The organism is Acidovorax sp. Root217 (genome assembly GCF_001428645.1).
In the GTDB taxonomy this organism is placed as follows: domain Bacteria; phylum Pseudomonadota; class Gammaproteobacteria; order Burkholderiales; family Burkholderiaceae_C; genus Acidovorax.
The window spans coordinates 275,097-299,910 of the sequence record NZ_LMIH01000006.1 but is presented as its reverse complement, the minus strand read 5'-3'; the positions used below and the strand labels follow the sequence as shown (position 1 = coordinate 299,910).

Sequence of the window (24,814 nt, the reverse complement as noted above, 5' to 3'; positions counted from 1 at the left end):
CCCGCATTGCGCAGCAATGCGAGAGAGGGGTGAAGGCGCGAAGCGACTCAGGGGGTGCTTCATCAAACGCGTCCAAAGGCATAGCCCATGGGCGCCTCGGTTCCCTCGATCTCGTCGAGCATCTTGAGCAGCGGGCCCAACTGGCGGTAGCGGTGGGTGGTGGCACGGATATAGGCCATGAAGCGCGGCGCGTCGGCCAGGTATTTGGGCTTGCCGTCGCGCAGGGTGAGGCGGGCGAAGATGCCGGCCACCTTGAAGTGCCGCTGCAGGCCCATCCATTCCACGCTGCGGTAGAACTCGCCGAAGTCCTCGCCAAAGCCACTGGCGCTGTTCGCGCCCAGCAGGCCGGCCTTGCGCGCCTTCTCCCAGTAACGCACGGTAATGTCGATGACAAATTCCTCTTCCCAGCTGATGAAGGCGTCGCGCATCAGGCTGGCGATGTCATAGGTGATGGGGCCGTAGACCGCGTCCTGGAAGTCGAGCACCCCGAGCGGCGCGCCCTCCTGCACCGGCACCATCAGGTTGCGGGTCATGAAGTCGCGGTGCACGTAGACCTGCGGCGCCGCGAGGTTGTGCGCCACGATGGCGTCAAACGCGCTGGACAGCGTGGCCTGCTGCCCGGCATCCAGCGTGACGCCGCGGTGCTTTGCCAGGTACCAGTCGGGGAACAGCGCCAGCTCGCGGCGCAGCAGGGCTTCGTCGTATGCAGGCAGCACACCGGGCTGGGAGGCCAGTTGCCACTGCAGCAGCACATCGGTGGCCTGCTGGTACCAGGCATAGGCGTCGCGAGGCTTCTCGGGGTCGAGCAACTCGATCAGCGTCTGGTGCCCCAGGTCGGACAGCAGCATGAAGCCGCCCGCCTCGTCCCAGGCCAGGATCTGCGGCACGTTCAGGCCGGCGTCGGCCAGCAGGCGCTGCACCTGCACGAAGGGGCGGCAGTTCTCCTTGTCGGGCGGGGCATCCATCACGATGCAACTCGTGCCCAGCGCGGTGTCGATGCGCAGGTAGCGGCGAAAGCTCGCATCGGCGGATGCCGGGCGCAGCGTTTCGGGCCTGAGCTGGTGGCCTCCCACCAAGGGCACCAGCCAGGCGTCGAAGGCGCGGTGGCGTTCGGCGTCAGGCCAGGTGACGGTGGAAGAAGGGGGCGTTGCCGCCGCCGCACCCGCGGGTGAGGGGGAGGAAGATGGGGGGAAAGGGTGGCTCATGGATAATCCGATTTTACAAACCCGTTCCCTGGCGCGGGTTCCCTTCTTCTGATTCAGCCCATACCGTCCCACGTGCCACGCCGCAAGCCCCCCACCGTGCAGACCCCTTCCTCCCGGACCCGGCCCGCCACGGCACCCGGGGAGCGGCTGCGCCGCCCCGTGCCGCGCGCCCTGGCCTATGGTGTGGCGCTGGCCTGGTGCGGCCTGCCGCTGGCAGTCCAGGCACAGAACGCCACGCCCAGTGCCTGGGATGCCCCGCCCGCCCTGCGCAGTTCGCCCCTGCTGCAGGAAAACATCCCCGAGCCCGTGCGGCCGCAGCTGCCGATCTTCGTCACCGGCGACCACATCAGCGGACAGACGGACCTGAACGCCACCATCGAAGGCAACGCCGAGCTGCGCAGGGGTGACACGGTCATCCGCGCCGACCGCCTGGACTACGACGTGCCCGAGGACCTGGCCAAGGCGCGCGGCTCGGTGCGCATCAACCGCGCCGGCAACGTCTACGAAGGCACGGCGCTCGACCTGCGGGTGGAGGCCTTCGAGGGCTTCTTCAACGACGCGCGCTACCGCTTCCTGGCCACGCAGGCCCATGGGGACGCCTCGCGCGTGGATTTCATCGACCGCCAGCGCTCCATCGTCCACGACGCCACCTACACCACCTGCCAGAAGGGCGACGAGGCCTCCTGGCAGCCCGACTGGGTGCTGCGCGCCAAGACCATCCGCATCGACCGCGAAGAGGAAGTGGGTACGGCAGAGAATGCGGTGCTGGAGTTCAAGGGCATCCCGCTGCTGCCGATCCCGCGCATCACCTTTCCCCTGTCGGACAAGCGCAAGTCGGGCCTGCTGCCCCCGTCCTTCGGGCTGGACAGCCGCGATGGCGTGGCCTACTCGCAGCCCTATTACTGGAACATCGCGCCCAACCGCGATGCCACGCTGCGCGCGGCCCTGCTGTCCAAGCGCGGCGCCAACCTGGGCGGCGAGTTCCGCTACCTGGAACCCACCTACAAGGGCGAGATCAGCGGTGACTACATGCCGTCGGACCGCCTGCGCGACCGGGACCGCTGGGGCTTCACGGGCAAGCACGACGCGCTGATCGCCTCCCCCGTGGGCGGCCTGAACCTGAGCCTGAACCTGAACCGGGTGAGCGACGACAACTACTGGCGCGACTTCGGCCGCGTCTCCGAGCCGCTGCGCCAACGGCTGCTGCCCGGCGATGCCACGCTGAGCTGGGGCGCCGGCGACATGTCGGTGCGCGCGCGCGCCTTGAAGTGGCAAACGCTGCAGGACGTGTCGGCGCCCATCGTGCCGCCGTACGACCGCATGCCGCAACTGGTATGGCGCTACGAGCCGAGCATGCTGCCCGGCGGCTTCGACGCCAGTGTGGAGCTTGATACCACGCGCTTCCAGGCCGACCGCTTTTTGACCAAGCAGCCCGATGCCAACCGGTCGTTTGCGGTGGCGCAGATCAGCCGGCCGTTCCTTGCGCCCGCCGGCTTCATCACGCCGCGCCTGCAGCTGCACACCACGCAGTACCAGTTCGACGGCCCGCTCAGCGACGGCTCGCGCTCGGCCAGCCGCACGCTGCCGACCTTCAGCCTGGACAGCGGCCTGGTGTTCGAGCGCGATGCGAGCTTCTTTGGCCGCTCGTTCCTGCAGACACTGGAGCCCCGGGCGTTCTATACCTACACGCCCTACCGCGACCAGAGCAAGCTGCCGCTGTACGACACGGCGCTCAACGACTTCAACTTTGCCACCATCTACACCGAGAACTCTTTCGGCGGCAATGACCGGTTGGCGGACAACAACCTCCTGACCATGGGCGTGACCACGCGCCTGATCGACCCTGACTCGGGTGCCGAAGCAGCGCGCTTCGGCGTGGCGCAGCGCGTGCGCTTCACCGACCAGCAGGTGACCCTGCCGGGCGCTGCGCCGGTGAACGACCGCCTTTCGGACATCCTGGTGGGCGCCGGCATCAACTGGACGAAGAACTGGGCCTACGATTCCACGGTGCAGTACAACCCCAAGACGCGGCGCTCCATCCGCTCCACCGTCGGCGCGCGCTACAGCCCGGGTAACTACCGTACCGTCAGCGCCGCCTACCGCTTCCAGCGCGGCACCAGCGAGCAGATCGACATCGGCTGGCAGTGGCCGCTCAACGACCTGTGGGGCGACAAGGGCAAGGACCTCGGTCCCGGCCGCGGCCAGGGCCCAGGCCGCTGGTACACCATCGGCCGCCTGAACTTCAGCATGCAGGACCGCAAGCTGGTGGACAGCGTGGTCGGCCTCGAATACGACGGCTGCTGCTGGATCGGCCGCGTGGTGCTGGAACGCCTGCAGAACAGCGTCTCTACCTCCAACACGCGCCTGTTGTTCCAGATCGAGTTCGTCGGGTTCTCCCGCCTCAGCCTGGGCTCCAGCCCCCTCGATACCTTCAAGCAGAATGTGCCGCGCTACCAGAACCTGCGCGACCAAGTTGGCTCGCCCAGCCGCTTCAGCAACTACGACTGACTGACACCGCCATGAACCACCGTGTATCCGCACTGGCACTTGCCTGCCTGACCAGCCTCGCCTGTGGGGGCGCATTCGCGCAGGGCCTGCGCATGCCGGGCAGCGCCGGGGCCGGCATCGGCCGTCCGGCCGCCGCCCCGGCCCTGAGCCTGCCGGCACCTGCAGCGGCGCAGGGACCGCAATCGGCCGACTTCATCGTGGCGGTGGTCAACTCCGAGCCCGTCACCAACAACGAAGTGCGCGCGCGCCTGGCGCGGGCCGAACAGCAGCTGGCCCAGCAGCAGGGCGGCAACCGCCCGCCGCGCGAGCTGCTGGCGCGCGAGGTGCTCGAACGCCTGATCATCGAGAAGGCCCAGATGCAGTTGGCCAAGGAAAGCGGCGTGAAAGTCGAGGATTTCGCCCTCAACCAGGCCGAGCAGAACATTGCCCAGCAGAACGGGATGACGCTGGACGACATGCACCGGCGCTTGGCCCGCGATGGCACGAGCAAGGAGCGCTTTCGCGAAGAGCTGCGCAGCCAGTTGCTGATACAGCGCCTGCGCGAGCGCGATGTGGACGCCAAGGTCAAGGTCAGCGACCAGGACATCGACCAGTTCCTGCGCGAGCAGCAATCGGGCGCCGATGCCTCGGCCATGGAAATCAACCTGGGCCACGTGCTTATCCTGGTGCCCGAGAACGCCACGCCCACCCAGGTGGCCCAGTTGCAGGCCCGCGCACAGAGCGCGGCCGACAAGGCGCGTGCAGCAGGCAGCGACTTTGCCGCCGTGGCGGCCGAGTTCTCCGACGCGCCCGAAGGCAAGCGCGCCGGCGGCCTGCTGGGCCTGCGTCCGGCCGACCGCTACCCCGATCTGTTCGTCAACTCCGTGCAGGGCCTGCCCGTGGGCGGCATCGTGGGCCCCGTGCGCTCGCCGGCGGGCTTTCACATCCTCAAGGTGGTGGAGCGCAATGTCGCCGGCCTGCCATCGACCGTGGTGCAGAACCATGCGCGCCACATCCTGCTGCGCCCGAGCGCGCAGCTGACTGAGGCGGCCGCCGCCGCCCGGCTGTCCGACTACCGCCGCCGCATTCTGGCCGGCCAGGCCGATTTTGCGACCCTGGCGCGCGACAACTCGGTGGATGGCAGCGCCAAGCAGGGCGGCGACCTGGGCTGGGCCAGCCCCGGCCGCTATGTGCCCGAATTCGAGCAGGCGCTCAGCACGCTCAAGCCGGGCGATATAAGCGAACCCCTGGTCTCGCGCTTTGGTGTGCACCTGATCCAGCTCATGGAACGCCGCGAAGCCAAGCTCACGCAGCGAGAACAGCGCGACATGGTGCGCGACGCCGTGCGCGAGAAGAAGCTGGAAGAGGCCTACGCCACCTGGGCGCAGGAACTGCGCGGCCGCGCCTATGTCGAGTACCGCGAACCACCGCAGTAGGGCCCCCACGCTCCCCGAGGGGGCTGGCCTTGCTTGGGGCGGCCCGGCGCTGCGGCCGTCCCGCCCTCGGACCACGCACTGTGGGTGATCGATCAGGTGAGCTCCGCCGGCAGGGTCTCGGGATCACTGGCCCAGCAGCCCCGCATCTGCGAATGGTGCATCATTCGCCGAAACGCGCTCAGCATCTGGGCGCTTTGCTTCTTTCCCCACGCGGGCCGATAGGTGCCACGTGCACCCTGCAGTTGATATGAAACACATTCCCCGCAAGCGCTTCGGCCAGCATTTCCTGTCCGACAAGGGCATCATCGATGGCATCGTGGACGCGATTGCGCCGCAGGCGGGCCAGCCCATGGTGGAGATCGGGCCGGGGCTGGCCGCGCTGACGCAGCCGCTGGTGGAGCGCCTGGGGCGCCTCACTGTGATCGAGCTCGACCGCGACCTGGCGCTGCGCCTGCGGCTGCACGGGCAGCTCGAAGTCATCGAGTCCGATGTGCTCAAGGTCGACTTCACGCAGCTGGCGCAGGACTGGCGCGCGCGCGTGGAACAGCCGGCCCTGAAGCTGCGGGTGGTGGGCAATCTGCCCTACAACATCTCCACGCCCATCCTGTTCCACCTGCTGGCGCACGTGGCGGTGATCGAAGACCAGCATTTCATGCTGCAAAAGGAAGTCATCGACCGCATGGTGGCCCATCCGTCCACCTCGGACTATGGCCGCCTGTCGGTGATGCTGCAGTGGCGTTACGCCATGGAGAACGTGCTGTTCGTGCCGCCCGAGAGCTTCGACCCACCCCCGCGCGTGGACAGCGCCGTGGTGCGCATGGTGCCCCGGGAGGCACCGGTGCCCCTGAACGAGCGCCTGCTGGAAGAACTGGTGCAGGTGGCCTTCAGCCAGCGCCGCAAGCTGCTGCGCCACACCCTGGGCCGCTGGCTCGAAGCCAAGGCTTACCCGGGCGTATTCGACGTGCAGCGCCGCGCCGAAGAGGTGCCTGTGGCCGAGTATGTGGCCCTGGCTGCCGCGATGGGCCAGAGCACCTGATTGGAGACACCGCACCCAGGCCTGCCTTGCAGGCGTCGGGGTGGGGTGCTGAGGAACTGCCGCCTGAGGCGGCAGGAATCATGCCGCGCTGAGCCAGTAGCCCGCGTTGAAGGGGCTGCTCATGCGCAGCGCCAGGGGCGACACGTCCACCAACTTGTCAGTGGGCATCTTTTCGGCGGCGGGGTCGGCGGGGATCTCGATGCCCTGGACCTTGGTCTGTGCTTCGTTAGCCTCGTTCGCCCGTTCTGCTTGGCTGGTGGATGCAGAACGGGCTACAGAAAAGAATAGAAACAGCGGAACGGGATCTTGCGGTCGCCCCAGTAGTCGGCAGCGTCACGGAAGATGTCCAGAAGCTGCTCACGAGCTTCCTTGTCGAACTTGCCCGTGGCCGGGATCTGCTCCAGCACCACGATGAAGCCGGGCTGCGGGCCCGATTTGTGCAAGGGATCCGTCATGCAGTCGTACAACGCATCGAAGTTCTTGCCGAAGTGCGACGGGAAGGTGAACTGTCCTGCAATCAGGTCCAGCACATCCTGCTTGGACTGCGCGTGGGCCAGATTGGCATAAAGGAAATGTTGACCCAGGGAAGTGGCTGCATCCTGCAGGTCCTGCACGCGGAAGGCGCGAATGGACTGCACGATGTTGGTGCGCACGCCACGAAGGGGCGTTTCCAGGTCTTTACGAAGTGGCGTCTGCATCTCCGCTACTCTTTCTTAATAAAGTCCAAAAACTTCGGGTATCCGCCAGTCCACGGGGGCCGACTGCCGGTTGGGGGATTCAAGAGCGCGCACCGCTCACCGCCGGAAAGACCGGCCGGTACGTGGTGCGTCGGGCGTCATTTTTCGATGATTTCGCGAAAACTGGCGTAGTGGTCGCTGGTGTAATAGCAGGCGTCCGGTACCCGGGGCTTGCCGCCACACACGATACGCCGGGCTCCCCGGTCGCGCGAACCTGGTGTTCTGACGGTGTACTCACGGTAGTGGCCGCGCTTTTGGGCGGGCAACAGCCGTTCTCGATTGCCGAAAACCGATCCGTCCTTGTCGTACGGAAACGGGCCTCCTTCACGGATCAGCGCATACGTAGCACGCCCCTGGGGCGGCAACTCGGCCAGTGCGATAGGGGTGGTCGAACCGTGGGTGGAGGGGGATTGGCGGGCCTGCCCCACCATCGGGGAAAGAGCAAACGCAACACCCACCACACACAAAAACCCTGCTTTGCGCGCCCGGGTGGCTACAGCCTTCAGCATCAACAACACCTTTCAGAAACTACGGGTTAACCCGAAATTTCGAGCCCGTAGTGTGACTCAATGGTCCCCAAAAAGCAAGCGCCTGCACAAAGATTGGGCAGGCGCTGGGGGGTGTTGCAAGCAATATAAGTTAGTGCTTGCTATCTATCAATGGCTTATCGCGATGCGTTCGCATCGGCCACGGTAAGGGCTGTCATGTTCACGATACGGCGCACGGTGGCGCTTGCCGTCAGGATGTGCACCGGCTGCGCCGCACCCAGCAGCACGGGGCCGATGGCGATGTTGCCACCCGCAGCCGTCTTGAGCAGGTTGTAGGAAATATTGGCTGCATCAATATTGGGCAGCACGAGCAGATTGGCGTCGCCAATGAGATCGCTGTGCGGCATGATGGCCGCACGGGCCTTGCCGTCGAGGGCCACGTCGCCATGCATCTCGCCATCGACTTCGAGCCAGGGGGCCTGCACGCGCAGCAGCTCCAGGGTCTGGCGCATCTTCACCGCGCTGGGCTGGTTGCTGCTGCCGAAGTTGGAATGCGACAGCAGGGCGGCGCGCGGCTTGATGCCAAAGCGCATCATCTCTTCGGCCGCCATCACGGTGATCTCGGCCAGCTGCTCGGCCGTGGGGTCGTAGTTGACGTGCGTGTCCACCAGGAACACCTGGCGATCAGGCAGCAACAGGCCGTTCATGCAGGCATAGGTGCACACGCCGGCGCGCTTGCCGATCACCTGGTCGATGTAGTTCAGGTGCAGCGATGTGTGGCCCCAGGTGCCCACGATCAGGCCGTCGACCTCGCCCTTGTGCAGCAGCATGGAACCGATCAGCGCCAGGCGCCGGCGCATCTCGATCTTGGCGATCTGCACCGTCACGCCCTTGCGCTCGGTCATGCGGTGGTAGGTCTGCCAGAAGTCGCGGTAGCGGTGGTCCTGCTCGACGTTGACGATGTCGTAGTCCGTCCCTTCGCGCAGGCGCAGGCCGAACTTCTCGATGCGCTCGGCGATCACCGCCGGGCGGCCGATCAGCGTGGGGCGTGCGATGCGCTCGTCGACCACGATCTGGGCGGCACGCAACACGCGCTCTTCCTCGCCTTCGGCATACGCCACGCGCTTCTTCGTGGCAGCCTTGGCGGCAGCGAAGATCGGCTTCATCATGGTGCCCGAGGCATAGACGAAGCTTTGCAGCTGGTCGCGGTAGGCGTCCATGTCGGTGATGGGGCGCAGGGCCACGCCGCTGTCGGCGGCGGCCTGGGCCACGGCCGGCGCGATCATCATCATCAGCCGCGGATCGAAGGGCTTGGGGATCAGGTACTCGGGGCCGAAGGCCAGTTGCTCACCCACATAGGCAGCAGCCACCACTTCGCTCTGCTCGGCCTGTGCCAGCTGGGCGATGGCGTGCACCGCCGCGATCTCCATCTCCAGCGTGATGGTGGTGGCGCCGCTGTCCAGGGCCCCGCGGAAGATGTAGGGGAAGCACAGGACGTTGTTGACCTGGTTGGGGTAGTCCGTGCGGCCCGTGGCCATGATGGCGTCGTCGCGCACGGCCTTCACGTCTTCCGGCTGGATCTCGGGGTTGGGGTTGGCCAGCGCAAAGATCAGCGGACGCGGTGCCATCTTGCGCACCATGTCCTGCTTGAGCACACCGCCGGCGGACAGGCCCAGGAACACGTCGGCGTTCTCGATCACCTCGGAGAGCGTGCGCGCCGAGGTCTTCTGCACGAACTGGATCTTGTCCTCGTCCATGAGTTCGGTGCGGCCCTCGTAGACCACGCCGGCCAGGTCGGTCACCCAGATGTTTTCGCGCCGGATACCCAGCTTGACCAGCAGGCCCAGGCACGCCAGGGCGGCAGCACCGGCGCCCGACGTCACGAGCTTGACGTCCTCGGGGTTCTTGCCGGCCACCTTCAGGCCGTTGAGGATGGCCGCGCCCACCACGATGGCCGTGCCGTGCTGGTCGTCGTGGAAGACCGGGATCTTCATGCGCTCGCGCAGCTTGCGCTCGACGTAAAAGCAGTCGGGCGCCTTGATGTCTTCGAGGTTGATGCCGCCGAAGGTCGGCTCCAGGCTGGCGATGATCTCGACCAGCTTCTCGGGGTCCTTCTCGTTGATCTCGATGTCGAACACGTCAATGCCCGAGAACTTCTTGAACAGGACGGCCTTGCCCTCCATCACCGGCTTGCCCGCCAGCGCTCCGATGTCACCCAGGCCCAGCACGGCCGTGCCGTTGGTCACCACGCCGACGAGGTTGCCCCGCGCGGTGTACTTGAAGGCGGCATTGGGGTCCTTGACGATCTCCTCGCAGGGCGCGGCCACGCCGGGCGAGTAGGCCAGAGCCAGATCGTGCTGGTTGATCATCTGCTTGGTGGCAGCGATCGCGATCTTGCCGGGCTTGGGAAACTCGTGGTACTCGAGAGCGGCGCGGCGCAGCTGGGCGCGCTTGTCCGGATGGTTGTTGTTGTTCTCGGCCGTGGTGTTCTCGGGCATTCAATTGTCTCCAGCTTGGGGGGTGCGCAAGGGGTCAGTCAGCTCTTGTAGGAACATGCTTACACGTTCCGGGGGAAGGGATTGTAGGCCGCGTTCGGTAAAAACCCTAGTAAGCGAATCTGCTTAGTTGGGTGAGACAGCTTTGCGATCCAGGTTGGAAAGCGGCGGTCCCCCACGGGCGCAGGATCACCCAAATCCCTGCACGCCGTTGGGACAAGACCGCGCGCCATGGCCCCGGCGTCTAGCCGAACAGCGCCTCATAGCGCGCCACGTTCGGCGTCCTGGTATCGGGCATGACCGGCACCAGCATCCACTGCACGCGGCCCAGTTCAGAGTGGTCCAGGGTGTAGGTGTCCTGCGACAGCCTGGGCTGGTCGGGGCCATGGAACAGCAGGGAGAATGGGGTGCGAAACTGCTCGGGCAGATGGCCACGTTCACGCTCCGTGGCCTCTGTCAGGACCAGTTCCACGGGACCATGCTGGGTATGCGCGACGAAGCGGCTGCCCACCACAGCGCTGACAGGTTCAAAAGTGGTACTCATCGGTTGCGTTCGTAGGAGAGTGATTCAAAATTTGGACACCGCCCATTCCCTTGCCAGAATGGGCAGGTTTCCACGATCTGCCCAAACATCGTACCGCCGGTAATCCACTGTGTACCTATTGCCAGAACCATTTGCCCTGCGAGAGAGGACCGATGCGGACCACGGGTTCCTGCAGGCGCTGTACTTTTCGAGCCGCGAGGACCTGCAGCAGGCCATGGCGGACACCGCGCTGCTGCAGCAGTTGATGGCCATGCAGCAGAACGCACAGGAGATGGGATTTCGCCAGCACTTCCCCCAGGCCCGCCAGTGGCTGCTGCTGCAATCGGGCCATCCCATCGGCCGCATGGTGGTGGATGCCTCGCCCGCGCAATTGCACCTGGTCGACATCGCCGTGCTGCCAGAGGCCCGCCGCAGCGGCGCGGCGACGGCCGCGCTGTCCGCTCTGCAGGCGCACGCCCTGGCGCGCGGGCTGCCCCTCAGCCTGAGCGTCAGCCACACCAACCAGGCAGCGCGGCGCCTTTATGCGAAGCTCGGGTTCACCACCACCTCGCAGGACGATATGCTCGCGCGGATGGTCTGGCACGGCGATTGCACATGAACACTGTCACGGCACCCACCCCTTACCTGAAGCTGCCTTTTTCCTTCGATCTGGCACGCCTGCAGGAGGACCTGCGCCGCGTGGCCGCGTCCGAATGGATCGGCCACTTCAACACCTCCGCCTACGAAAAGGGCTGGAGCTGTGCGCCGCTGCGCTCCGTGGATGGCCGCACGGACCACATCATGCCGGTGGAAAGCGGCCACTTCGAGGACACCTCGATCCTGGAGCGCTGCCCGTACTTCCGCCATGCCATAGACCAGTTTCACTGTGACAAGACTTCCATCCGCCTGATGTCGCTTGAGGCGGGGGGTGTCATCCACGAGCACCGGGACGAAGGTGGAGCGCTCGAAGACGGCCTGACGCGCCTGCACATCCCCGTGCAGACCTCGCCGCTGGCCACCTTCCGCATCGACGGGGAGGAAATCCATTTCTCCGCAGGCAGCGCCTGGTACCTCAATGCCAGCTGCCTGCACGGCGCGGAGAACCGCAGCCCGCAGGCCCGCATCCACCTCATGATCGACTGCGTGACCAACCCCTGGCTGGCGCAGATTTTTCAGGCGGCCGGCGGGGTCCAGCGGGACCCGCCCCCGTACGGCGACCCGTCCATCAACGATGGCAACGTCCTGCAGATCATTGCCGCACTGCGCGCTGGGAGCCATGCGACCAGCATCCAATTGGCCGACCGACTGCAGGAAACCCATGCTCGAAGAACAGGCGCTGCTGCGCGGCCGTGAGGTAGCGCCGGGACAACTGGCGTCGTTGCATGGCTGGTTTCCCGTCAGCCTGGGCCACGGCCCCGCCACCGTCTCGTGGCGATTCCTCGGAGACAGGCGGTTCGTGGAGCCGTTCTTCGAAGACAGCATCCTGTCGCAGGCGCCGCAAGACCGCAAGGTGTGCACCACCCCTCTGTCCGCGCTGGACGATCTGCCCGAGAGCGTGCCACCGGCGGCCTTCATCTTCCACGTCTCGCGCTGCGGCTCCACGCTGCTCACGCAGGCGCTGGCCACCTTGCCACAGTGCATCGTGATGTCGGAGCCCCCAGCGCTCGATGCCTTCTTCCGGCTGCATCACCGGCACCCGGAGCAAAGCGGCGGCTCTCATACCTTCAGGCGACTGGTGGCTGCCCTGGGGCAGCGGCGCAGCCCCGCCGAACGGCACCTGGTCATCAAGCTCGACTGCTGGCACCTGCCCTGGATTCCCTTCGTGCAGGCCGCGTTTCCGGCCACCCCCATCGTGTTTTTGTACCGCCAGCCCGATGAAGTGCTGGCGTCCCATCGGCGCCAGCGTGGCCGGCAGATGGTGCCGGGACTGATCGACCTGTCGCGGTTGGCGGACCTGGTGCACAGGCCCGGCGCGCCGCAACTGGCTCCCGGCGACCTGGACGGCCATGCGATCCGGGTGCTCGAAAGCCTGTACCGCTGCGGGCTGGAGATGGCGGCCGCCTCAGACCTGGTCCTGATGGACTATAGGCAGCTTCCCCAAGTGATCTGGAACGGGCTGCTGGACACCCTGGGGATGGAGTGCACCCCCACTGAACTGGCCACGCTGCAGGCGCGCTCAGGCTTTCACTCCAAACATTCGGGCAGCCGGTTCCAGGGAGACCCTGCGCCAGCGAGCGCCGCACCGAGCCCGCCAACCCCCGAGCGCCTGGACGACGCGAACCGGTGCTACCGGCAACTGGAGCAGTGGCGGCTGGCGCGCAGCCCGGGCTAATGCCGGGCCTGGCGCCAGTTGTCCTCAGTTGCGAGACGGGAAGATGCCTTCCACGCAGATGATGTAGTTGAGACCCAGGTAGGGCTGCATGATGGATGCCGTTGCGGTCGTCTGCACGGGTACCTGCAGTGGCTGGCCGCCCCCCGTGGTACCCACGGTCACAGCGCCCGTCTCGGCCGCTGTGCTGACGCCACCCAGGTTGACCGGCCCGGTCACCGTAGGGCAGTAAATGGAGGCACTGCCGGGGCCGCCGGGCGACGCACTCAGGTAGGAGCCATTGGCCGGAGAGGTGCTGGTACCGGTCGTGCCGGTGGATGCCTGCAAGGTGGTTTTGATCGCTGTCGGATTCACGGTGGCCGTATGGTCGTGGGCAGGCAGATTGGCAATGGCCAACGTCACCGTCGCCGCGCCCGTGGCAATTACGGTGACATTGTTGGTTCCCGCCTTTTCGCCCTGGGCGACGGTGGCGATGCCCGGTCCGGGGCCCTGGGAGCCGACAGGAACCCTCCCCCGCAGATCCGGCAGGCCAAAAGTGTTCTGACCATCACCGCCATACATCGTCCCCAGCAGTGAAAACAGTGCGGAATTCTGGGCAATGGGCAGCGTTTGGCCATTGCAGAACATCCAGCCGCGCGGCGCGTATTGGAACGCGACCGGCATGATCGTGCCCATAAATGCATCCATGAAGGCTCCTTCAATAAAGTGGGTGAGAGGCGCCGGATGCTATGGCGCTGGCGTGCGTACGGTCAACGAAGAAATTGCCAAATTGCAATGCATGCATTCGACCGTGCAAAGGCCCATGCCCCCCACGCCGGTGAACCGCGAAGGAGGGTCGGGGTGCTCTCGCCCACCATGCATAGCCGGCCATCCCCGCCCATTGACCTTATCGGCCGGGCAGTGCTACGCCCCCTCGCCGGACCGGCCTCCGGCGCGCCGCGCCCCCCCCGCAGATCGCCGACGAAAGCTGATACAAAGATTTTTGCGACAGATGAGGGGAGCAGCCCCTGCACGAAAGCACCCCAAAGCCCGCGAGATGCAGTTGTCACATATGTATGTATTTTTGTGATGTGCATCCAGACGTTTTTTGGACCTCATGGATATTGTGTTTTTCTTTCATTTTGTTGCATATGTTTCAACGCAAATGCGGCGTATCGACTGATTTCGAGAAGTTTTCCGCAAATAGAGGAACTTCTGCGAAAACCGTGCGAATTTAATGAATTTGTCACGAACGGGATTGAAACTGCCCTTGGACATGAACAAATCAAAAAGTTCCTTGTTAATCTTCGTCCAACAAATCGCAAGCACAGCGCGGCACAAAAACAGGCAGCGACCTGAATGCGATTAACAGCAAGCAGAACATCAGTGGATTGGACATCTGGAATGAAGCATCTGATTTCTCCCTGGATCGCGGCAGTGGCATTGGCCCCCGCATTCGCCCACAGTGGCGGCAATCAACAGACTGTCGAGTTAAGCGGCGGCGCCGCGAACGTGGCCGCTACGGGCGGCACCGCCGTGATGAATATCTCGTCCACCCAGGGCGCCCAGGTCATCAGCGGCAATTCGCAGCAGGTGGTGGTGCGTGGCACCGTGCTCAACGCTGCCACCTTCGGCGCCCACAGCGAATTGAATATCGCCTCCCGCACAGGGCCCGGCGCCGGCTCGGGTAGCCAGGTCATATCGGTCCAGGGCCCTGTCGTCAACCAGGCCACTGGCAAAGGCGTGAAAAGTGTCGTGAATATTGGCGGGAGGTAATCCCGCCAAAAAATCTCCGGTCGGTTATTGAAAATCAACCGGATTTCCCCGTGGCAGCCATTATCGATTTGGCGCCTTTCTTTTATCGTTATCAATGGAGTTCATTATGCAAAAGACTTTCGCACTGGCTATTTCCGCTCTGGTACTCGTCGCTGGCGCTGCCCACGCAGAAGTGAAAATCGGCGGCAATAACAACCAGAAGGTGACCGTGCAAAACGGCGCCGTGGCCAACATGGCCTTCGGTGCTTCCACTGCCAAGCAGAACCTGGCTTCCAACAAGGGCAACGTCAAGATCGGCGGCAACAACAACCAGGAAGTCTCCGTGAAGAACGGCGCCGTCGCCAACATGGCCTTCGGTGCTTCCAAGGCCGAACAGAACCTCGCCTCCAACGACGGCAAGTAATTCAGTGGCGCGTTCTGCGCCCTGACCTTCAAGACAGAAGAACAAGGCGTGCAGTAGCGCTGCTGCGCGCCCTGGAAGTACCTGTCCAAAACCTTTTGCGGATCCATCCGGCAGAAGGCTTTGAACAGGTTCTAAAGAGGAGAAGCACCCATGAAAACCCACCGTCTCGCCGCGCTGTGCCTTGCCGGCGCCTGCGCCGCTGCCGCGTCTTCGTCCGTTCTGGCCCAGACGCCCGTCCAGAAGCCCCCGGCCGGGCGCAGCGGGCTCGACCCCGCCTCGCGCACCAAGGTCACCAATGTGCTCTCGCGCACCCGCATCGATGCCGAGGACACGCTGGCCACGGTGGACCGCAAGCTCGTCACCGGCCCCAGCGGCAGCAGCTGCGCCACCAACATCGGCGCGCCCAAGGTGCCCGAGGGCGACAGCGGCATCGGCAACCGCTTCGGCACCGCCAACAACGACCAGGTCATCGTGGTGCAAGGCCCCGTGATCAATCTCTGCAAATAACTACACCACCACCACCACCGGTTCCCAGCATGAAGAACAACAACAGCACCAAGCAACCGCGCCGCCCGCGCCACCTTCTGGCCCTGTCCACCCTGGCGCTCCTGATGTCCGGTTGCGCCATACAGCCCAACGTGAGCGACCGCGTGAACATCATCGAACAGGGCACCGTGGAGCAGGCCCCCCTGGTCACGCCCAGCAAGTCCGGCTCCGTGCTGCGCGAAGGTCTGGCCTGCATGGACCGCATGCTGGCCGCCGAGAACACGCCCACCACGCTGATCGCCGTGAAGTCCATCCCCGACCCGTCGGGCCTGTTCAGCACCGGCACCAAGGAGATGCTGATCACGGCCCTGTCGCGCATGTCGCGCACCAGCCAGGCCTTCCGCGTGGTGGACTACGAGGTGGACGCCCTGCGCCAAGACACGGTGCAGACCCTCACCAGCCTGCTGCTCAACAACAACCAGATGGAGCTGCGCAAGCCGCAGATCTACATCTCGGGCGCCATCAGCTTCGGCGACAAGACGGTGGTCTCCAAGCGCCAGAGCCTGGGGATTTCCACCGCCGCTACCGACACCGGCTACAGCTGGGACGTGCTGGGCAGCGCAGTCGGGCTGGACCTGCACCTGGGGGACATGAACACGCGCACGCTGTACTCGGGCATCGAGTCGGCCAACGAGCTCATTGTGGCAACCGGCGGCAAGGCGGTGGAGATCGGCGCCAAGGCCACGGGCCTGCCCAAGCACATCTACCGCGTGGGTGTGCAGTACGAAGTGGCGGCCGACAACAACCAGGGCGCGGGCGCCGCCATCCGCCTGCTGGTGGACCTGGCCGCCATCGAACTGGTGGGCAAGTGGGCCAAGGTGCCGTACTGGGATTGCATCGACTACGAGCAGAACCACCCCGAGTTCCTGCGCCAGATGCGCGCCTGGTTCGACGAGGCCAGCGTGGCCGAGCGCTGGACCCTGGCGCAGCGCGTGCTGCAGACCCATGGCATCTGGAACGGCACGGCCGACGGCACGGATTCGCCTGCCTTCCGCAAGGCTGTCACCCAGTACCAGGCCTCGCAGGACCTGACCCCCGTGGGCGTGGTCAATTTCGAGACCTACACCCGGCTGATGCGCAGCTTCGTGGGCATGTCGGCCGAAGGCAAGCTGCGCAAGCCCGAGTACGCCGATGACAAGCTGGTGGCACGCCCCAGCGGCCTGCCGGCCAACGAACCCGACCCGCGCAGCATTGCGCTGAGCATGGTGGGCCGCAAGGACCGCGACCTCAAGGTAGGCGAATCCATCGTGGTGCGGGTGGTGCCGCCGCGCACCGGCTACCTGTACTGCTACTACCAGGACGCGGGCGGCTCCATCAGCCAGGTCTACCCGAACCCGATGCAGCCATCGGCCACCGTGCAGGGGCGCACCAGCGTGCTGATCCCCGACATCAGCAAGCCCAACTCCTTCCTGATCGAGACGGCACGCGGCGGCACCGAGAACATGTTCTGCGCCATGACGGCCCAGCCGCTCAAGGGCCAGATCCCTGCCGCCCTGACCAGCGCCAACCTGGAGCCGATCAAGAGCGTGACCAGCCTGGCCCAGGTGCAGGGCGCCTTCGAGCAGGCCGGCGTCGGCGTGATGAGCACCTCGCTCGACTGGAACGTGCAGGCCCCGGCCGCAGAGCCCATCCGCGGCAACACCCCCAACCGGCCCCGCAAATGAAAACCGCCCCACTGCAACCCCAGGGCGCGCCCGCCGACCGGGCACGCAGGACGGCCCTGCGCTGGTCCCTGGCCGCCTGCTGCGTGGCCGCCGCTGGCGCCGCGCATGCGGTGATCCAGCTGCCCTCGCAGCCCGCCGCAGCCCCCCAGGGCGGCGCAAGCCGCACGCCCCAAACCCCCGGCGGCTCCCTGCGTCTGCCCTCGGCCAACACCGAGCAGGTGCTCAACAGCCTGATCGAGGCAGCCAACGCCGGCGATGCCGACGCCATGGTGCAGGTCGGCATGTACTACCACACCAACCCCGGCCTGCCCCAGGCCGCAGCCACCGCGCGCCGCTGGTGGAGCCGCGCCGCCGATGCCGGCGACGTGCGCGGCATGGCCGGCTATGGCTACCTGCTGGGCGTGGACAATGCCGGCGGCCAGCGCGACCTGTCGGTGGCCCGCGAATGGCTGCAGAAGGCCCGCGCGGCCGGCCTGGTGCGCGCCACCTATGTCGAATCGCTGCTCGAAGGCCAGATCACCGGCCCGCGCAAGCTGCGCGACGCGCGCCGCCTGCTGGAGCAGGCCGCCCAGGACGGCGACCCGCTGGCCATGAACGACCTGGCCGTGGCCTGGGAACTCGACGGCAGCGTCGAGCGGGCGCGCGAGATGTATGTTCTGTCGGCGGCACAGGGGTACAACCCGGCCCGCGCCAACTACCTGCGCCTGGAGCGCCAGAACCGCTCCAGCGAATCGTCCACCCTGGCCCGGCTGCGCACCCTGTCGGACGACGGCAACGCCGATGCCACCTTGCAACTGGCGCAGCTGTACCACCAGGGCAAGGGCGGCGTGCAGCGTGATTTCGCCCAGGCCATCCAGCTGTACCGGCGCGCAGCCGACGGCGGATCGCGCAGCGCACGCGAATTCCTGGCGCTGATCTTCAGCCGCTCGTCGCGCGACAACTCGGCACGCGGCGTGGACGCCGCCTGGATGGAAGAGCTGGCTGCGCGCATCAGCGCCAAGACCGATGGCACGGGCGGCAAGGAAGGCCGGGATCTGATGTCCGACCGCCCCCGGCGCAGCGAAGACCCGCTGTGGAATCTCACCAGCTTACGTTGGACACCGCCTGTTACCGACGCCAGCGCCACACCCCCTTAAAGTCCAGCCCGCGCTCCTGGGTAGGAGCGGGCCTGGACACCGGCCCATCGAACAACCGACGGAAGGAAACCGACACATGACGAACAACACCTTTGCCAGCGCACTGGTCGGCCTGGCCGCCCTGGCCGCCTGCATGCCCATGGCCCATGCCCAGCGCAACCTGGCCTCCAATGGCTCTGGTACGGTGATCGCCGGCGACAACAACGCCTCGGTGATCGTCAACGGCCAGCAGATCATCACCGCCACGGACGGCAATGCCCGCGTGGAAACCACCATCGGCGGCGGCAGCGGCCGCGTGGTGGTGCAGGGCGCGTCGACCACGGTGACCAACTCCTCCAATGCCAAGCCCGGCAAGGGCGGCAAGAGCGGGGACTACGTGAACAGCGACCTCTCGGGCCGCAACTTCGCAGGCGCCCAGCTGGCCGGCCGCAAGTTCACCAACGTGGACCTGTCGCGCGCCAACCTCTCGGGCGCCGACCTGCGCGGCGCCGAGCTGGTCAACGTGAGCCTGGAGCAGGCCGACCTGCGCGGCGCCAACCTCTCCGGCGCGAAGATGGTCAACGTGGACCTGGATGCGGCACAGCTCGAAGGCGCGACCTGGACCGACGGAAGGCGCTGCCGCGCCGCCTGTTGAACCAGGCCAGCCCATGAAAAACGGCCCCGAAGGGCCGTTCTCGCAGGGCACGCCGGGACTCAGCGGCTGCTCGGGAAGCTGAACACCGCGCCTTCGCGCACGCCGGCCGAGGGCCAGCGCTGGGTGATGGTCTTGCGCTTGGTGTAAAAGCGCACGGCGTCGGGGCCGTAGGCGTGCAGGTCGCCGAACAGGCTGCGCTTCCAGCCGCCGAACGAGTGGTAGGCCACGGGCACGGGCAGGGGCACGTTCACGCCCACCATGCCGACCTGGATGTGGTCGGTGAAGTAGCGCGCGGCCTCGCCGTCGCGCGTGAAGATGCAGGTGCCGTTGCCGTACTCATGGTCGTCGATGAGCTTCATGGCTTCCTGCAGCGTCTTCACGCGCACCACGCCGAGCACGGGGCCGAAGATCTCTTCCTGGTAGATCTTCATGCCGGGCTTGACGTTGTCGAACAGGCAGGCCCCCAGGAAGTAGCCCTCCTCGTGGCCGGGCACCGTCACGCCACGACCGTCCACCACCAGCGTGGCGCCCTCGGCCACGCCGCTGTCCACATAGGCCTTGACCTTCTCGAAGTGGGGCCGGGTCACCAGCGGGCCCATGTCGTTGCCGTTGTCGGTGCCGGGGCCGACCTTCATCTTGGCGATTTCGACCTTGAGGCCGGCCACCACGGCATCACCGGCCTCGTCACCCACGGCCACCACCAGCGGGATGGCCATGCAGCGCTCGCCGCAGCTGCCATAGGCCGCGCCCATGAGGGCGCTCACGGCATTGCCGATGTCGGCGTCGGGCATCACGATGGCGTGGTTCTTGGCGCCGCCCAGGGCCTGCACGCGCTTTCCGTTCTTGCAGCCTTCGGCGTAGATGTACTCGGCGATGGGGGTGGAACCGACGAAGCTCACGGCCTTGACGCGCGCGTCCTGCAGCAGCGTGTCCACGGCCAGCTTGTCACCGTTGACGACGTTGAGCACGCCAGGCGGCAGGCCGGCTTCCAGCGCCAGCTGGGCGATGAACAGCGTGCTGCTCGGGTCGCGCTCGGAGGGCTTGAGCACGAAGGTGTTGCCGCAGGCCACGGCCATGGGCCACATCCACAGCGGCACCATGGCCGGGAAGTTGAAGGGCGTGATGCCCGCCGCCACGCCCAGCGCCTGGAACTCGCTCCACGAGTCGATGCCGGGGCCGACGTTGCGGCTGTGCTCGCCCTTGAGCAGCTCCGGCGCATAGCTGGCGTACTCCACGTTCTCGATGCCGCGCTGCAGCTCGCCGTGCGCATCGCTGAGCACCTTGCCGTGCTCGGCCGTGATCATGGCGGCGATCTTGTCGGCGTTTTCTTCGAGCAGTACCTTGAGCTTGCCCATGACGCGGGCACGCTTGAGCGGCGGCGTGTTGCGCCAGGCCGGGAAGGCCGCCTCGGCCGAGGCGATGGCGCGCTCCACCGTGGCCTTGCTGGCCAGGGCGACGTTGGAGGTGGACTGGCCCGTGGCCGGGTTGAAGACCGGCTGCGTGCGCTCCGTGTCGGCAACGATCTGGCCGTCGATCAGGTGGCCGATGGTGGTGGTAACGTTCTTGTCGTGGTTCATGGCAACAATATTGGAATGGAAAATGGCGGGCTCAAGCGGTCTCTGCCAGGGCATCGCCCAGGGCGTTGACCAGGCGGTCGATCTCGGCCTTCTCGCTGATGAAGGGGGGTGCCAGCTGGATGGTGTCGCCACCGTAGCGCACGTAAAAGCCCTTCTTCCAGCAGTTCATTGCAATCTCGTAGGGGCGGCGGGCCGGCTCGCCCGGCAGCGGGGCGATGGTGATGCCCGCGGCCAGGCCGTAGTTGCGGATGTCGAGCACGTGCTTGCTGCCCTTGAGGCTGTGCACGGCCTGCTCAAAATGCGGGCTCAGCGCGTTCACACGGCCGATGGCGTCTTCGCTCTGCAGCAGGTCCAGCGCGGCGATGCCGGCGGCGCAGGCCACAGGGTGGGCCGAGTAGGTGTAGCCGTGCGGAAACTCCAGCATGTACTCGGGGCCACCCGCGGCCATGAAGGTGTCGTAGATGTCCTTGCTGGCGACCACGCCGCCCAGGGGCTGCGCGCCGTTGGTGACCTGCTTGGCGAAGTTCAGGATGTCGGGCGTCACGCCGAAGGCCTCGGCGCCGGTCCAGGCACCCGAGCGGCCAAAGGCGGTGATCACTTCGTCAAAAATCAGCAGGATGTTGTTCTGCGTGCAGATCTCGCGCAAGCGCTGCAGGTAGCCCACGGGCGGGATCACCACGCCGGCCGAGCCCGAGAAGGGCTCGACGATCACGGCCGCGATGTTCGAGGCGTCGTGCAGCGCGATCACGTCCAGCAGGCGGTCGGCCAGTTCCTTGCCAGTGGGCGGCATGCCCTTGTGGAAGGAGCCGGCGACCGGCTGGGTGTGGGGCAGGTGGTCGGCTTCGACGCCCTGGCCGAAGAGCTTGCGGTTGGCCGCGATGCCGCCCACCGAGATGCCGCCGAAGTTCACGCCGTGGTAGCCCTTTTCGCGGCCGATCAGCCGCGTCTTGCTGGCCTGGCCCTTGGCGCGCCAGTAAGCGCGCGCCATCTTCAGCGAAGTGTCGGCCGCTTCCGAGCCCGAGCCGGTGAAAAACACGTAATCGAGGCCGTCGGGCGTGATGGCCTTGATGCGGTTGGCCAGCTCGAACGAGAGCGGGTGGCCGAACTGGAAGGCCGGCGCGTAGTCGAGCTTCATGGCCTGCTTGCCAATGGCATCGGCGATCTCGCGGCGCCCATGGCCCAGGCCCGTGCACCACAGGCCCGACAGGCCGTCGAAGATCTTGCGGCCGTCCGAATCGGTGTAGTAGGCGCCGCTGCCTTCCACGATCATGCGCGGAGCCGCCTTGAACTGGCGGTTGGCGGTGTACGGCATCCAGTGCGCGTCGAGCCAGGCGGCGTCCAGGCGGTCGCCGCCAGCGTCGGAAGCGGGTTTTTCGATGTTGACGAAGCTCATGGGAATCTCCAGTGCAAAAAACGGCCGCCAAAGCGGGAGCAGGCCGGGCAAAAAAGCAGGTCTCGGTGCGGATTGTTGTCCCCGGTGTTAATCTCTCAAAGAGAGCGATATCAATGTTTACTTGCGGATTTATGCAAGTAAAGAGCCAGAACGATGACCACCACCAAAAACCGCGCCGTGCTCGGCCAGCTCAGCGACATGGACCTGCGCCTGTTGCAGGTGTTCAAGGCCGTGGCCGAGTGCGGGGGCATGTCGGCAGCCGAGCTGGAACTGAACATCGGCACCAGCACCGTGAGCCGCCACGTCAAGGACCTGGAGACCCGGCTGGGCCTGACTCTGTGCCGGCGCGGACGCGCCGGTTTCGCCCTCACCCCCGAGGGCCAGCGCGTCTACGACGAGACGCTGCGCCTGCTGGCCTCGGTGCAGGGCTTTCGCAACGCGGTGGACGACATCCATGCGCGCATGGGCGGGCAGCTCGCGGTGGCCGTGTTCGACAAGACGGCCACCAACCCGGCCGCCCGCATCGGCCAGGCCATCGCCGCCTTTGCCGGGCAGGCGCCCGACGTGCACCTGCAGATGCACGTGGGCACCATCAACGCCATCGAGCGCGGGGTGATCGACGGCACCTACCAGGTCGGCATCATCCCGGCGCACCGCGCCTCGCAAAGCCTGCTGTACACCGACCTGTTCACCGAGACCATGCTGCTGTACTGCGGCGTCGGCCACCCGCTGTTCGGCACCAGCGATGCCTCGCTCGACTGGGAGGCACTGCGCAACCAGCCCTTCGCCGGCCTGGGCTACCACTCGCCCAACATGGAGTTGAGCCACCAGGCGCGCCTGTCGCGCACCGCCACGGGCTTCGACCAGGAGTCGATCGCCACGCTGATCCTTTCGGGCCGCTACCTGGGTTTTCTGCCCGACCACTATGCCGAGGTCTATGAGCGGCGCGGCCTGATGCAGGCCGTGCAGCCCGCGCTGCTGCGCTACAGCTGCCAGTTCGTGGGCCTGCTGCGCCGCTCCCCCGAGCCTTCGCGCGCGGCGCAGGCCTTCCAGCAATGCCTGGCACAGGCCCACGGTGTGGGCTGACTGCTGGCTTTCCAAGGCTCCGCCATCAAACCACTTGCTGCCGGCGGAACTCCGCCGGGGTGCAGCCCGTTTCGCGCCGGAAGAACTTGCTGAAATTGGTCGCCTCGTCGAAGCCCAGGCGCTCGGCGATGCGTGCCACGGGCACGCCGGTGTGCAGCAGCAGGCGCTTGGCTTCCAGGCAGATGCGCGCGGCGATGAAGGCCTTGGCGCTGGTGCCGGCCGCAGCGCTGGTGGCGCGCGCCAGGCTCTTTTCCGTGCACCCCAGCGGGCCGGCGTAGTCCGCCACCTGGTGCCATTCGGCGAACCGCTGCTCCAGCAATTGCCGAAAACGCTCGAAACGCCGCATGGCGCGGTGGTTCGCAGGCTCCCGGTGGTCACCACGCTGGCTGCGCTGGTGGTGGGCGATGGCCAGCCGCGTGAGCAGGGCATAGAGCTGGTAGCGCAGCAGCGCATGCAGGTCCTGCGCAGGCGCATCGGCCGCCGCGTCCGTGCGCATCTGCGCGATGGCATCCGCCACCGTGCGGGCCTCCCCGTCGGCCAGGGCCAGGTGCACGGGAAACCGCTCCAGCCCGACCACCAGGCGCAGGTCGCTGGCCGGCGCAGAACCGGCCGCAAGCAGGAATTCCGGGCGCAGCAGCATGACCCACCCCTCCCAATCCTCTGCCAGCCCGAAGTTGTGGGCCTGCCCGGGCCGGATGGCCAGCAGCGATCCGGGTGCGCAGGGCACGGGTTCGAAATCGACCACTTGCGTGCAGCTTCCCCGGGTGACCAGCACCAGCATGTGGAAGGCATAACGGTGGGTGCGGTGGACCTCGCCCTCGGGGCCGCGCTGGCGCAGATCGGACATCGGGAAGACCTCCAGGTCCAGCCCGTAGGCCCCGGGCGGCCGGTAGTCGAACCGTTCGATGTCGGCGTTCCATGCCTGCTTCGGGGCCATACGTTCCTTGGTTGTGTGCTCACTGCATTTTGTCCGATAAGTATCTTTCTATGGCTTGGAACTATCGTGCTTTCTCGCACCAAGAGTCCAATAATTACCCCATCTTCAACACCTGCAGAGAGCGCCCATGTCCGCCATCGACATCGCCAAGAACTACATCCGAGCCGCCCAGACGGGCGATCAGGCCCTGCTGGCCAGTACCGTGTCGCCCACCGTGGTCTGGCACCAGCCCGGCGCCAACCGGTTTTCCGGCACCCACCAGGGCCTGGCCGCCGTGGGGGCGATGATCGGCAAGATGATGGAAGTCTCCCAAGGGACGTTTGCCATCACGGAGGCCCGGCACTACATGCAAAACGGGGACTGGGTTGCCGTCACCATCACCTTCCGGGGCGAGCGTGCAGGCGCAAGCCTGGACCAGACCGGTGTGGACTTGCTGCGCATCGCGGATGGCAAGATTGCCGAGGTCTTTCTTTTCTCCAGCGACCCGGCGCAGGAGGACCGCTTCTGGGGCCAGTGACCATTCCGGCAGGATGGGTGGTCTCGCGTGAAATCCGCCAGCGCGGGATAATCCGGCCATCCTTCGCCACCGCGAGCACTCCACCATGGCCTCCATTTCCTCGATCGGCTCTTCCGGCATGCAGGCCGCCCAGTTGCGGCTCGATGCCTCGGCCAACAACGTGGCCAACATGAATACGCCTCGCTACAAAAGCGAGGTGGTGGACCAGCAAGCCGCCCCGGGCGGTGCCGGCGTGACCGGATCCGTGCGCCGCAGCCAGGAAGAGGGCGTGGCGCTGGAGAAGGAAGCCGTGGAGCAGATCTCGGCCACCTACGCCTTCAAGGCCAACCTGCAGGTGGTGAAGACCCAGGACCAGATGATGGGCTCGCTGCTCGACGTGAAGGCTTAATCACCCCCTGAGTCGCTTCGCGCCTTCACCCCTCTCTCGACC

Annotated in this window: 24 protein-coding genes; 15 read left to right on the top strand and 9 right to left on the bottom strand. The window is 66.2% G+C overall.

The window, feature by feature from the left end; translation table 11 throughout:
* Positions 1-62: 62 nt before the first annotated feature.
* Entirely contained in the window at positions 63-1,205 is a 1,143-nt protein-coding gene (locus ASE31_RS05465; protein WP_057200518.1) for an aminoglycoside phosphotransferase family protein, read from the bottom strand.
* Between the two features lie 96 nt (positions 1,206-1,301).
* On the opposite strand from ASE31_RS05465, the gene ASE31_RS05460 reads away from it, so the two are divergent.
* The 3 genes from ASE31_RS05460 (at position 1,302) to rsmA (ending at position 6,164) form a co-directional block, all read left to right on the top strand.
* Positions 1,302-3,713: an LPS-assembly protein LptD gene (locus tag ASE31_RS05460; protein WP_369818168.1), complete on the top strand. Its 2,412-nt coding sequence runs from the start codon at positions 1,302-1,304 to the stop codon at positions 3,711-3,713.
* An 11-nt stretch (positions 3,714-3,724) separates the two neighbouring features.
* A complete protein-coding gene (locus ASE31_RS05455; RefSeq protein WP_057200516.1) occupies positions 3,725-5,128 on the top strand; it encodes a peptidylprolyl isomerase in 1,404 nt (467 codons plus the stop codon).
* 247 nt (positions 5,129-5,375) lie between these two features.
* On the top strand, positions 5,376-6,164 hold the full coding sequence (gene rsmA, locus ASE31_RS05450; protein WP_057200515.1) for a 16S rRNA (adenine(1518)-N(6)/adenine(1519)-N(6))-dimethyltransferase RsmA: 789 nt from the start codon (positions 5,376-5,378) through the stop codon (positions 6,162-6,164).
* A 272-nt stretch (positions 6,165-6,436) separates the two neighbouring features.
* On the opposite strand, the gene ASE31_RS05445 is transcribed toward rsmA, so the two are convergent.
* The 4 genes from ASE31_RS05445 to ASE31_RS05435 all read right to left on the bottom strand — a co-directional run bounded on the left by ASE31_RS05445 (position 6,437) and on the right by ASE31_RS05435 (position 10,428).
* Positions 6,437-6,862 (bottom strand): barstar family protein, encoded by a 426-nt coding sequence (locus ASE31_RS05445; protein ID WP_057200514.1) that lies wholly within the window; start codon positions 6,860-6,862, stop codon positions 6,437-6,439.
* 137 nt (positions 6,863-6,999) lie between these two features.
* Positions 7,000-7,410: a ribonuclease domain-containing protein gene (locus ASE31_RS30855; RefSeq protein ID WP_082604051.1), complete on the bottom strand. Its 411-nt coding sequence runs from the start codon at positions 7,408-7,410 to the stop codon at positions 7,000-7,002.
* 155 nt (positions 7,411-7,565) lie between these two features.
* Positions 7,566-9,887: an NADP-dependent malic enzyme gene (locus ASE31_RS05440; protein ID WP_057200513.1), complete on the bottom strand. Its 2,322-nt coding sequence runs from the start codon at positions 9,885-9,887 to the stop codon at positions 7,566-7,568.
* 241 nt (positions 9,888-10,128) lie between these two features.
* On the bottom strand, positions 10,129-10,428 hold the full coding sequence (locus ASE31_RS05435; protein ID WP_057200512.1) for a hypothetical protein: 300 nt from the start codon (positions 10,426-10,428) through the stop codon (positions 10,129-10,131).
* A 118-nt stretch (positions 10,429-10,546) separates the two neighbouring features.
* Here ASE31_RS05435 and ASE31_RS05430 point away from each other — a divergent pair, with 118 nt between their 5' ends.
* The 3 genes from ASE31_RS05430 to ASE31_RS05420 are packed head-to-tail and all read left to right on the top strand — an operon-like array spanning position 10,547 to position 12,739.
* On the top strand, positions 10,547-11,026 hold the full coding sequence (locus ASE31_RS05430) for an N-acetyltransferase (protein WP_057200511.1): 480 nt from the start codon (positions 10,547-10,549) through the stop codon (positions 11,024-11,026).
* Positions 11,023-11,760: an aspartyl/asparaginyl beta-hydroxylase domain-containing protein gene (locus ASE31_RS05425; RefSeq protein ID WP_057200510.1), complete on the top strand. Its 738-nt coding sequence runs from the start codon at positions 11,023-11,025 to the stop codon at positions 11,758-11,760. The genes ASE31_RS05430 and ASE31_RS05425 overlap by 4 nt, the downstream gene beginning before the upstream one ends.
* Positions 11,726-12,739: a sulfotransferase family protein gene (locus ASE31_RS05420; protein ID WP_057200509.1), complete on the top strand. Its 1,014-nt coding sequence runs from the start codon at positions 11,726-11,728 to the stop codon at positions 12,737-12,739. Before ASE31_RS05425 ends, ASE31_RS05420 begins: the two co-directional genes overlap by 35 nt.
* A 24-nt stretch (positions 12,740-12,763) precedes the next feature.
* Here the strand turns inward: ASE31_RS05420 and ASE31_RS05415 are convergent, their stop codons facing one another.
* The gene (locus tag ASE31_RS05415; protein ID WP_057200508.1) at positions 12,764-13,423 is read right to left on the bottom strand and encodes a phage tail protein; all 660 of its coding nucleotides are present in this window, start codon (positions 13,421-13,423) and stop codon (positions 12,764-12,766) included.
* A 696-nt stretch (positions 13,424-14,119) separates the two neighbouring features.
* Between ASE31_RS05415 and ASE31_RS05410 the strand changes: the two genes are divergently transcribed.
* The 6 genes from ASE31_RS05410 to ASE31_RS05385 all read left to right on the top strand — a co-directional run bounded on the left by ASE31_RS05410 (position 14,120) and on the right by ASE31_RS05385 (position 18,874).
* Positions 14,120-14,491 carry a hypothetical protein gene (locus ASE31_RS05410; protein ID WP_057200507.1) on the top strand — a complete coding sequence of 124 codons (372 nt, stop codon included), beginning with the start codon at positions 14,120-14,122 and terminating at the stop codon, positions 14,489-14,491.
* A gap of 106 nt (positions 14,492-14,597) precedes the next feature.
* Positions 14,598-14,894: a hypothetical protein gene (locus tag ASE31_RS05405; protein ID WP_200961075.1), complete on the top strand. Its 297-nt coding sequence runs from the start codon at positions 14,598-14,600 to the stop codon at positions 14,892-14,894.
* A gap of 150 nt (positions 14,895-15,044) precedes the next feature.
* Positions 15,045-15,401: a hypothetical protein gene (locus ASE31_RS05400; RefSeq protein ID WP_057200505.1), complete on the top strand. Its 357-nt coding sequence runs from the start codon at positions 15,045-15,047 to the stop codon at positions 15,399-15,401.
* A 29-nt stretch (positions 15,402-15,430) separates the two neighbouring features.
* Positions 15,431-17,104, top strand: a complete 1,674-nt coding sequence (locus tag ASE31_RS05395; protein ID WP_057200504.1) for a DUF4384 domain-containing protein — start codon at positions 15,431-15,433, stop codon at positions 17,102-17,104.
* A complete protein-coding gene (locus tag ASE31_RS05390) occupies positions 17,101-18,240 on the top strand; it encodes a tetratricopeptide repeat protein (protein ID WP_057200503.1) in 1,140 nt (379 codons plus the stop codon). The genes ASE31_RS05395 and ASE31_RS05390 overlap by 4 nt, the downstream gene beginning before the upstream one ends.
* Positions 18,241-18,316: 76 nt before the next feature.
* Positions 18,317-18,874, top strand: a complete 558-nt coding sequence (locus ASE31_RS05385; RefSeq protein ID WP_057200502.1) for a pentapeptide repeat-containing protein — start codon at positions 18,317-18,319, stop codon at positions 18,872-18,874.
* Positions 18,875-18,933: 59 nt separating this feature from the next.
* On the opposite strand, the gene ASE31_RS05380 is transcribed toward ASE31_RS05385, so the two are convergent.
* Both ASE31_RS05380 and ASE31_RS05375 read right to left on the bottom strand, forming a co-directional pair.
* Positions 18,934-20,451: a CoA-acylating methylmalonate-semialdehyde dehydrogenase gene (locus ASE31_RS05380; protein WP_057200501.1), complete on the bottom strand. Its 1,518-nt coding sequence runs from the start codon at positions 20,449-20,451 to the stop codon at positions 18,934-18,936.
* Positions 20,452-20,482: 31 nt separating this feature from the next.
* Positions 20,483-21,844 carry an aspartate aminotransferase family protein gene (locus ASE31_RS05375; RefSeq protein WP_057200500.1) on the bottom strand — a complete coding sequence of 454 codons (1,362 nt, stop codon included), beginning with the start codon at positions 21,842-21,844 and terminating at the stop codon, positions 20,483-20,485.
* 153 nt (positions 21,845-21,997) lie between these two features.
* Here ASE31_RS05375 and ASE31_RS05370 point away from each other — a divergent pair, with 153 nt between their 5' ends.
* A complete protein-coding gene (locus ASE31_RS05370) occupies positions 21,998-22,930 on the top strand; it encodes a LysR family transcriptional regulator (RefSeq protein WP_057200499.1) in 933 nt (310 codons plus the stop codon).
* Positions 22,931-22,955: 25 nt separating this feature from the next.
* Here ASE31_RS05370 and ASE31_RS05365 read toward each other — a convergent pair whose 3' ends face one another.
* Positions 22,956-23,867 (bottom strand): AraC family transcriptional regulator, encoded by a 912-nt coding sequence (locus ASE31_RS05365; protein WP_057200498.1) that lies wholly within the window; start codon positions 23,865-23,867, stop codon positions 22,956-22,958.
* A 127-nt stretch (positions 23,868-23,994) separates the two neighbouring features.
* Between ASE31_RS05365 and ASE31_RS05360 the strand changes: the two genes are divergently transcribed.
* Together ASE31_RS05360 and ASE31_RS05355 are read left to right on the top strand one after the other, a co-directional pair.
* The gene (locus tag ASE31_RS05360) at positions 23,995-24,384 is read left to right on the top strand and encodes a nuclear transport factor 2 family protein (RefSeq protein ID WP_057200497.1); all 390 of its coding nucleotides are present in this window, start codon (positions 23,995-23,997) and stop codon (positions 24,382-24,384) included.
* An 85-nt stretch (positions 24,385-24,469) separates the two neighbouring features.
* Positions 24,470-24,772 carry a flagellar basal body protein gene (locus ASE31_RS05355; protein ID WP_057200496.1) on the top strand — a complete coding sequence of 101 codons (303 nt, stop codon included), beginning with the start codon at positions 24,470-24,472 and terminating at the stop codon, positions 24,770-24,772.
* The last annotated feature ends 42 nt before the right edge of the window (positions 24,773-24,814 follow it).

Bases quoted from the DNA above. Each gene is read 5' to 3' on its own strand.
- ASE31_RS05365 (WP_057200498.1), bottom strand. From the start codon at position 23,867: ATGGCCCCGAAGCAGGCATGGAACGCCGACATCGAACGGTTCGACTAC.
- ASE31_RS05435 (WP_057200512.1), bottom strand. From the start codon at position 10,428: ATGAGTACCACTTTTGAACCTGTCAGCGCTGTGGTGGGCAGCCGCTTC.
- ASE31_RS05455 (WP_057200516.1), top strand. From the start codon at position 3,725: ATGAACCACCGTGTATCCGCACTGGCACTTGCCTGCCTGACCAGCCTC.
- ASE31_RS05415 (WP_057200508.1), bottom strand. From the start codon at position 13,423: ATGGATGCATTTATGGGCACGATCATGCCGGTCGCGTTCCAATACGCG.
- ASE31_RS05400 (WP_057200505.1), top strand. From the start codon at position 15,045: ATGAAAACCCACCGTCTCGCCGCGCTGTGCCTTGCCGGCGCCTGCGCC.
- ASE31_RS05410 (WP_057200507.1), top strand. From the start codon at position 14,120: ATGAAGCATCTGATTTCTCCCTGGATCGCGGCAGTGGCATTGGCCCCC.
- ASE31_RS05425 (WP_057200510.1), top strand. From the start codon at position 11,023: ATGAACACTGTCACGGCACCCACCCCTTACCTGAAGCTGCCTTTTTCC.
- ASE31_RS05445 (WP_057200514.1), bottom strand. From the start codon at position 6,862: ATGCAGACGCCACTTCGTAAAGACCTGGAAACGCCCCTTCGTGGCGTG.
- ASE31_RS05395 (WP_057200504.1), top strand. From the start codon at position 15,431: ATGAAGAACAACAACAGCACCAAGCAACCGCGCCGCCCGCGCCACCTT.
- ASE31_RS05390 (WP_057200503.1), top strand. From the start codon at position 17,101: ATGAAAACCGCCCCACTGCAACCCCAGGGCGCGCCCGCCGACCGGGCA.
- ASE31_RS05380 (WP_057200501.1), bottom strand. From the start codon at position 20,451: ATGAACCACGACAAGAACGTTACCACCACCATCGGCCACCTGATCGAC.
- ASE31_RS05370 (WP_057200499.1), top strand. From the start codon at position 21,998: ATGACCACCACCAAAAACCGCGCCGTGCTCGGCCAGCTCAGCGACATG.
- ASE31_RS05385 (WP_057200502.1), top strand. From the start codon at position 18,317: ATGACGAACAACACCTTTGCCAGCGCACTGGTCGGCCTGGCCGCCCTG.
- ASE31_RS05355 (WP_057200496.1), top strand. From the start codon at position 24,470: ATGGCCTCCATTTCCTCGATCGGCTCTTCCGGCATGCAGGCCGCCCAG.
- ASE31_RS05405 (WP_200961075.1), top strand. From the start codon at position 14,598: ATGCAAAAGACTTTCGCACTGGCTATTTCCGCTCTGGTACTCGTCGCT.
- ASE31_RS05375 (WP_057200500.1), bottom strand. From the start codon at position 21,844: ATGAGCTTCGTCAACATCGAAAAACCCGCTTCCGACGCTGGCGGCGAC.
- ASE31_RS05420 (WP_057200509.1), top strand. From the start codon at position 11,726: ATGCTCGAAGAACAGGCGCTGCTGCGCGGCCGTGAGGTAGCGCCGGGA.
- ASE31_RS05465 (WP_057200518.1), bottom strand. From the start codon at position 1,205: ATGAGCCACCCTTTCCCCCCATCTTCCTCCCCCTCACCCGCGGGTGCG.
- ASE31_RS05360 (WP_057200497.1), top strand. From the start codon at position 23,995: ATGTCCGCCATCGACATCGCCAAGAACTACATCCGAGCCGCCCAGACG.
- ASE31_RS30855 (WP_082604051.1), bottom strand. From the start codon at position 7,410: ATGCTGAAGGCTGTAGCCACCCGGGCGCGCAAAGCAGGGTTTTTGTGT.
- ASE31_RS05440 (WP_057200513.1), bottom strand. From the start codon at position 9,887: ATGCCCGAGAACACCACGGCCGAGAACAACAACAACCATCCGGACAAG.
- rsmA (WP_057200515.1), top strand. From the start codon at position 5,376: ATGAAACACATTCCCCGCAAGCGCTTCGGCCAGCATTTCCTGTCCGAC.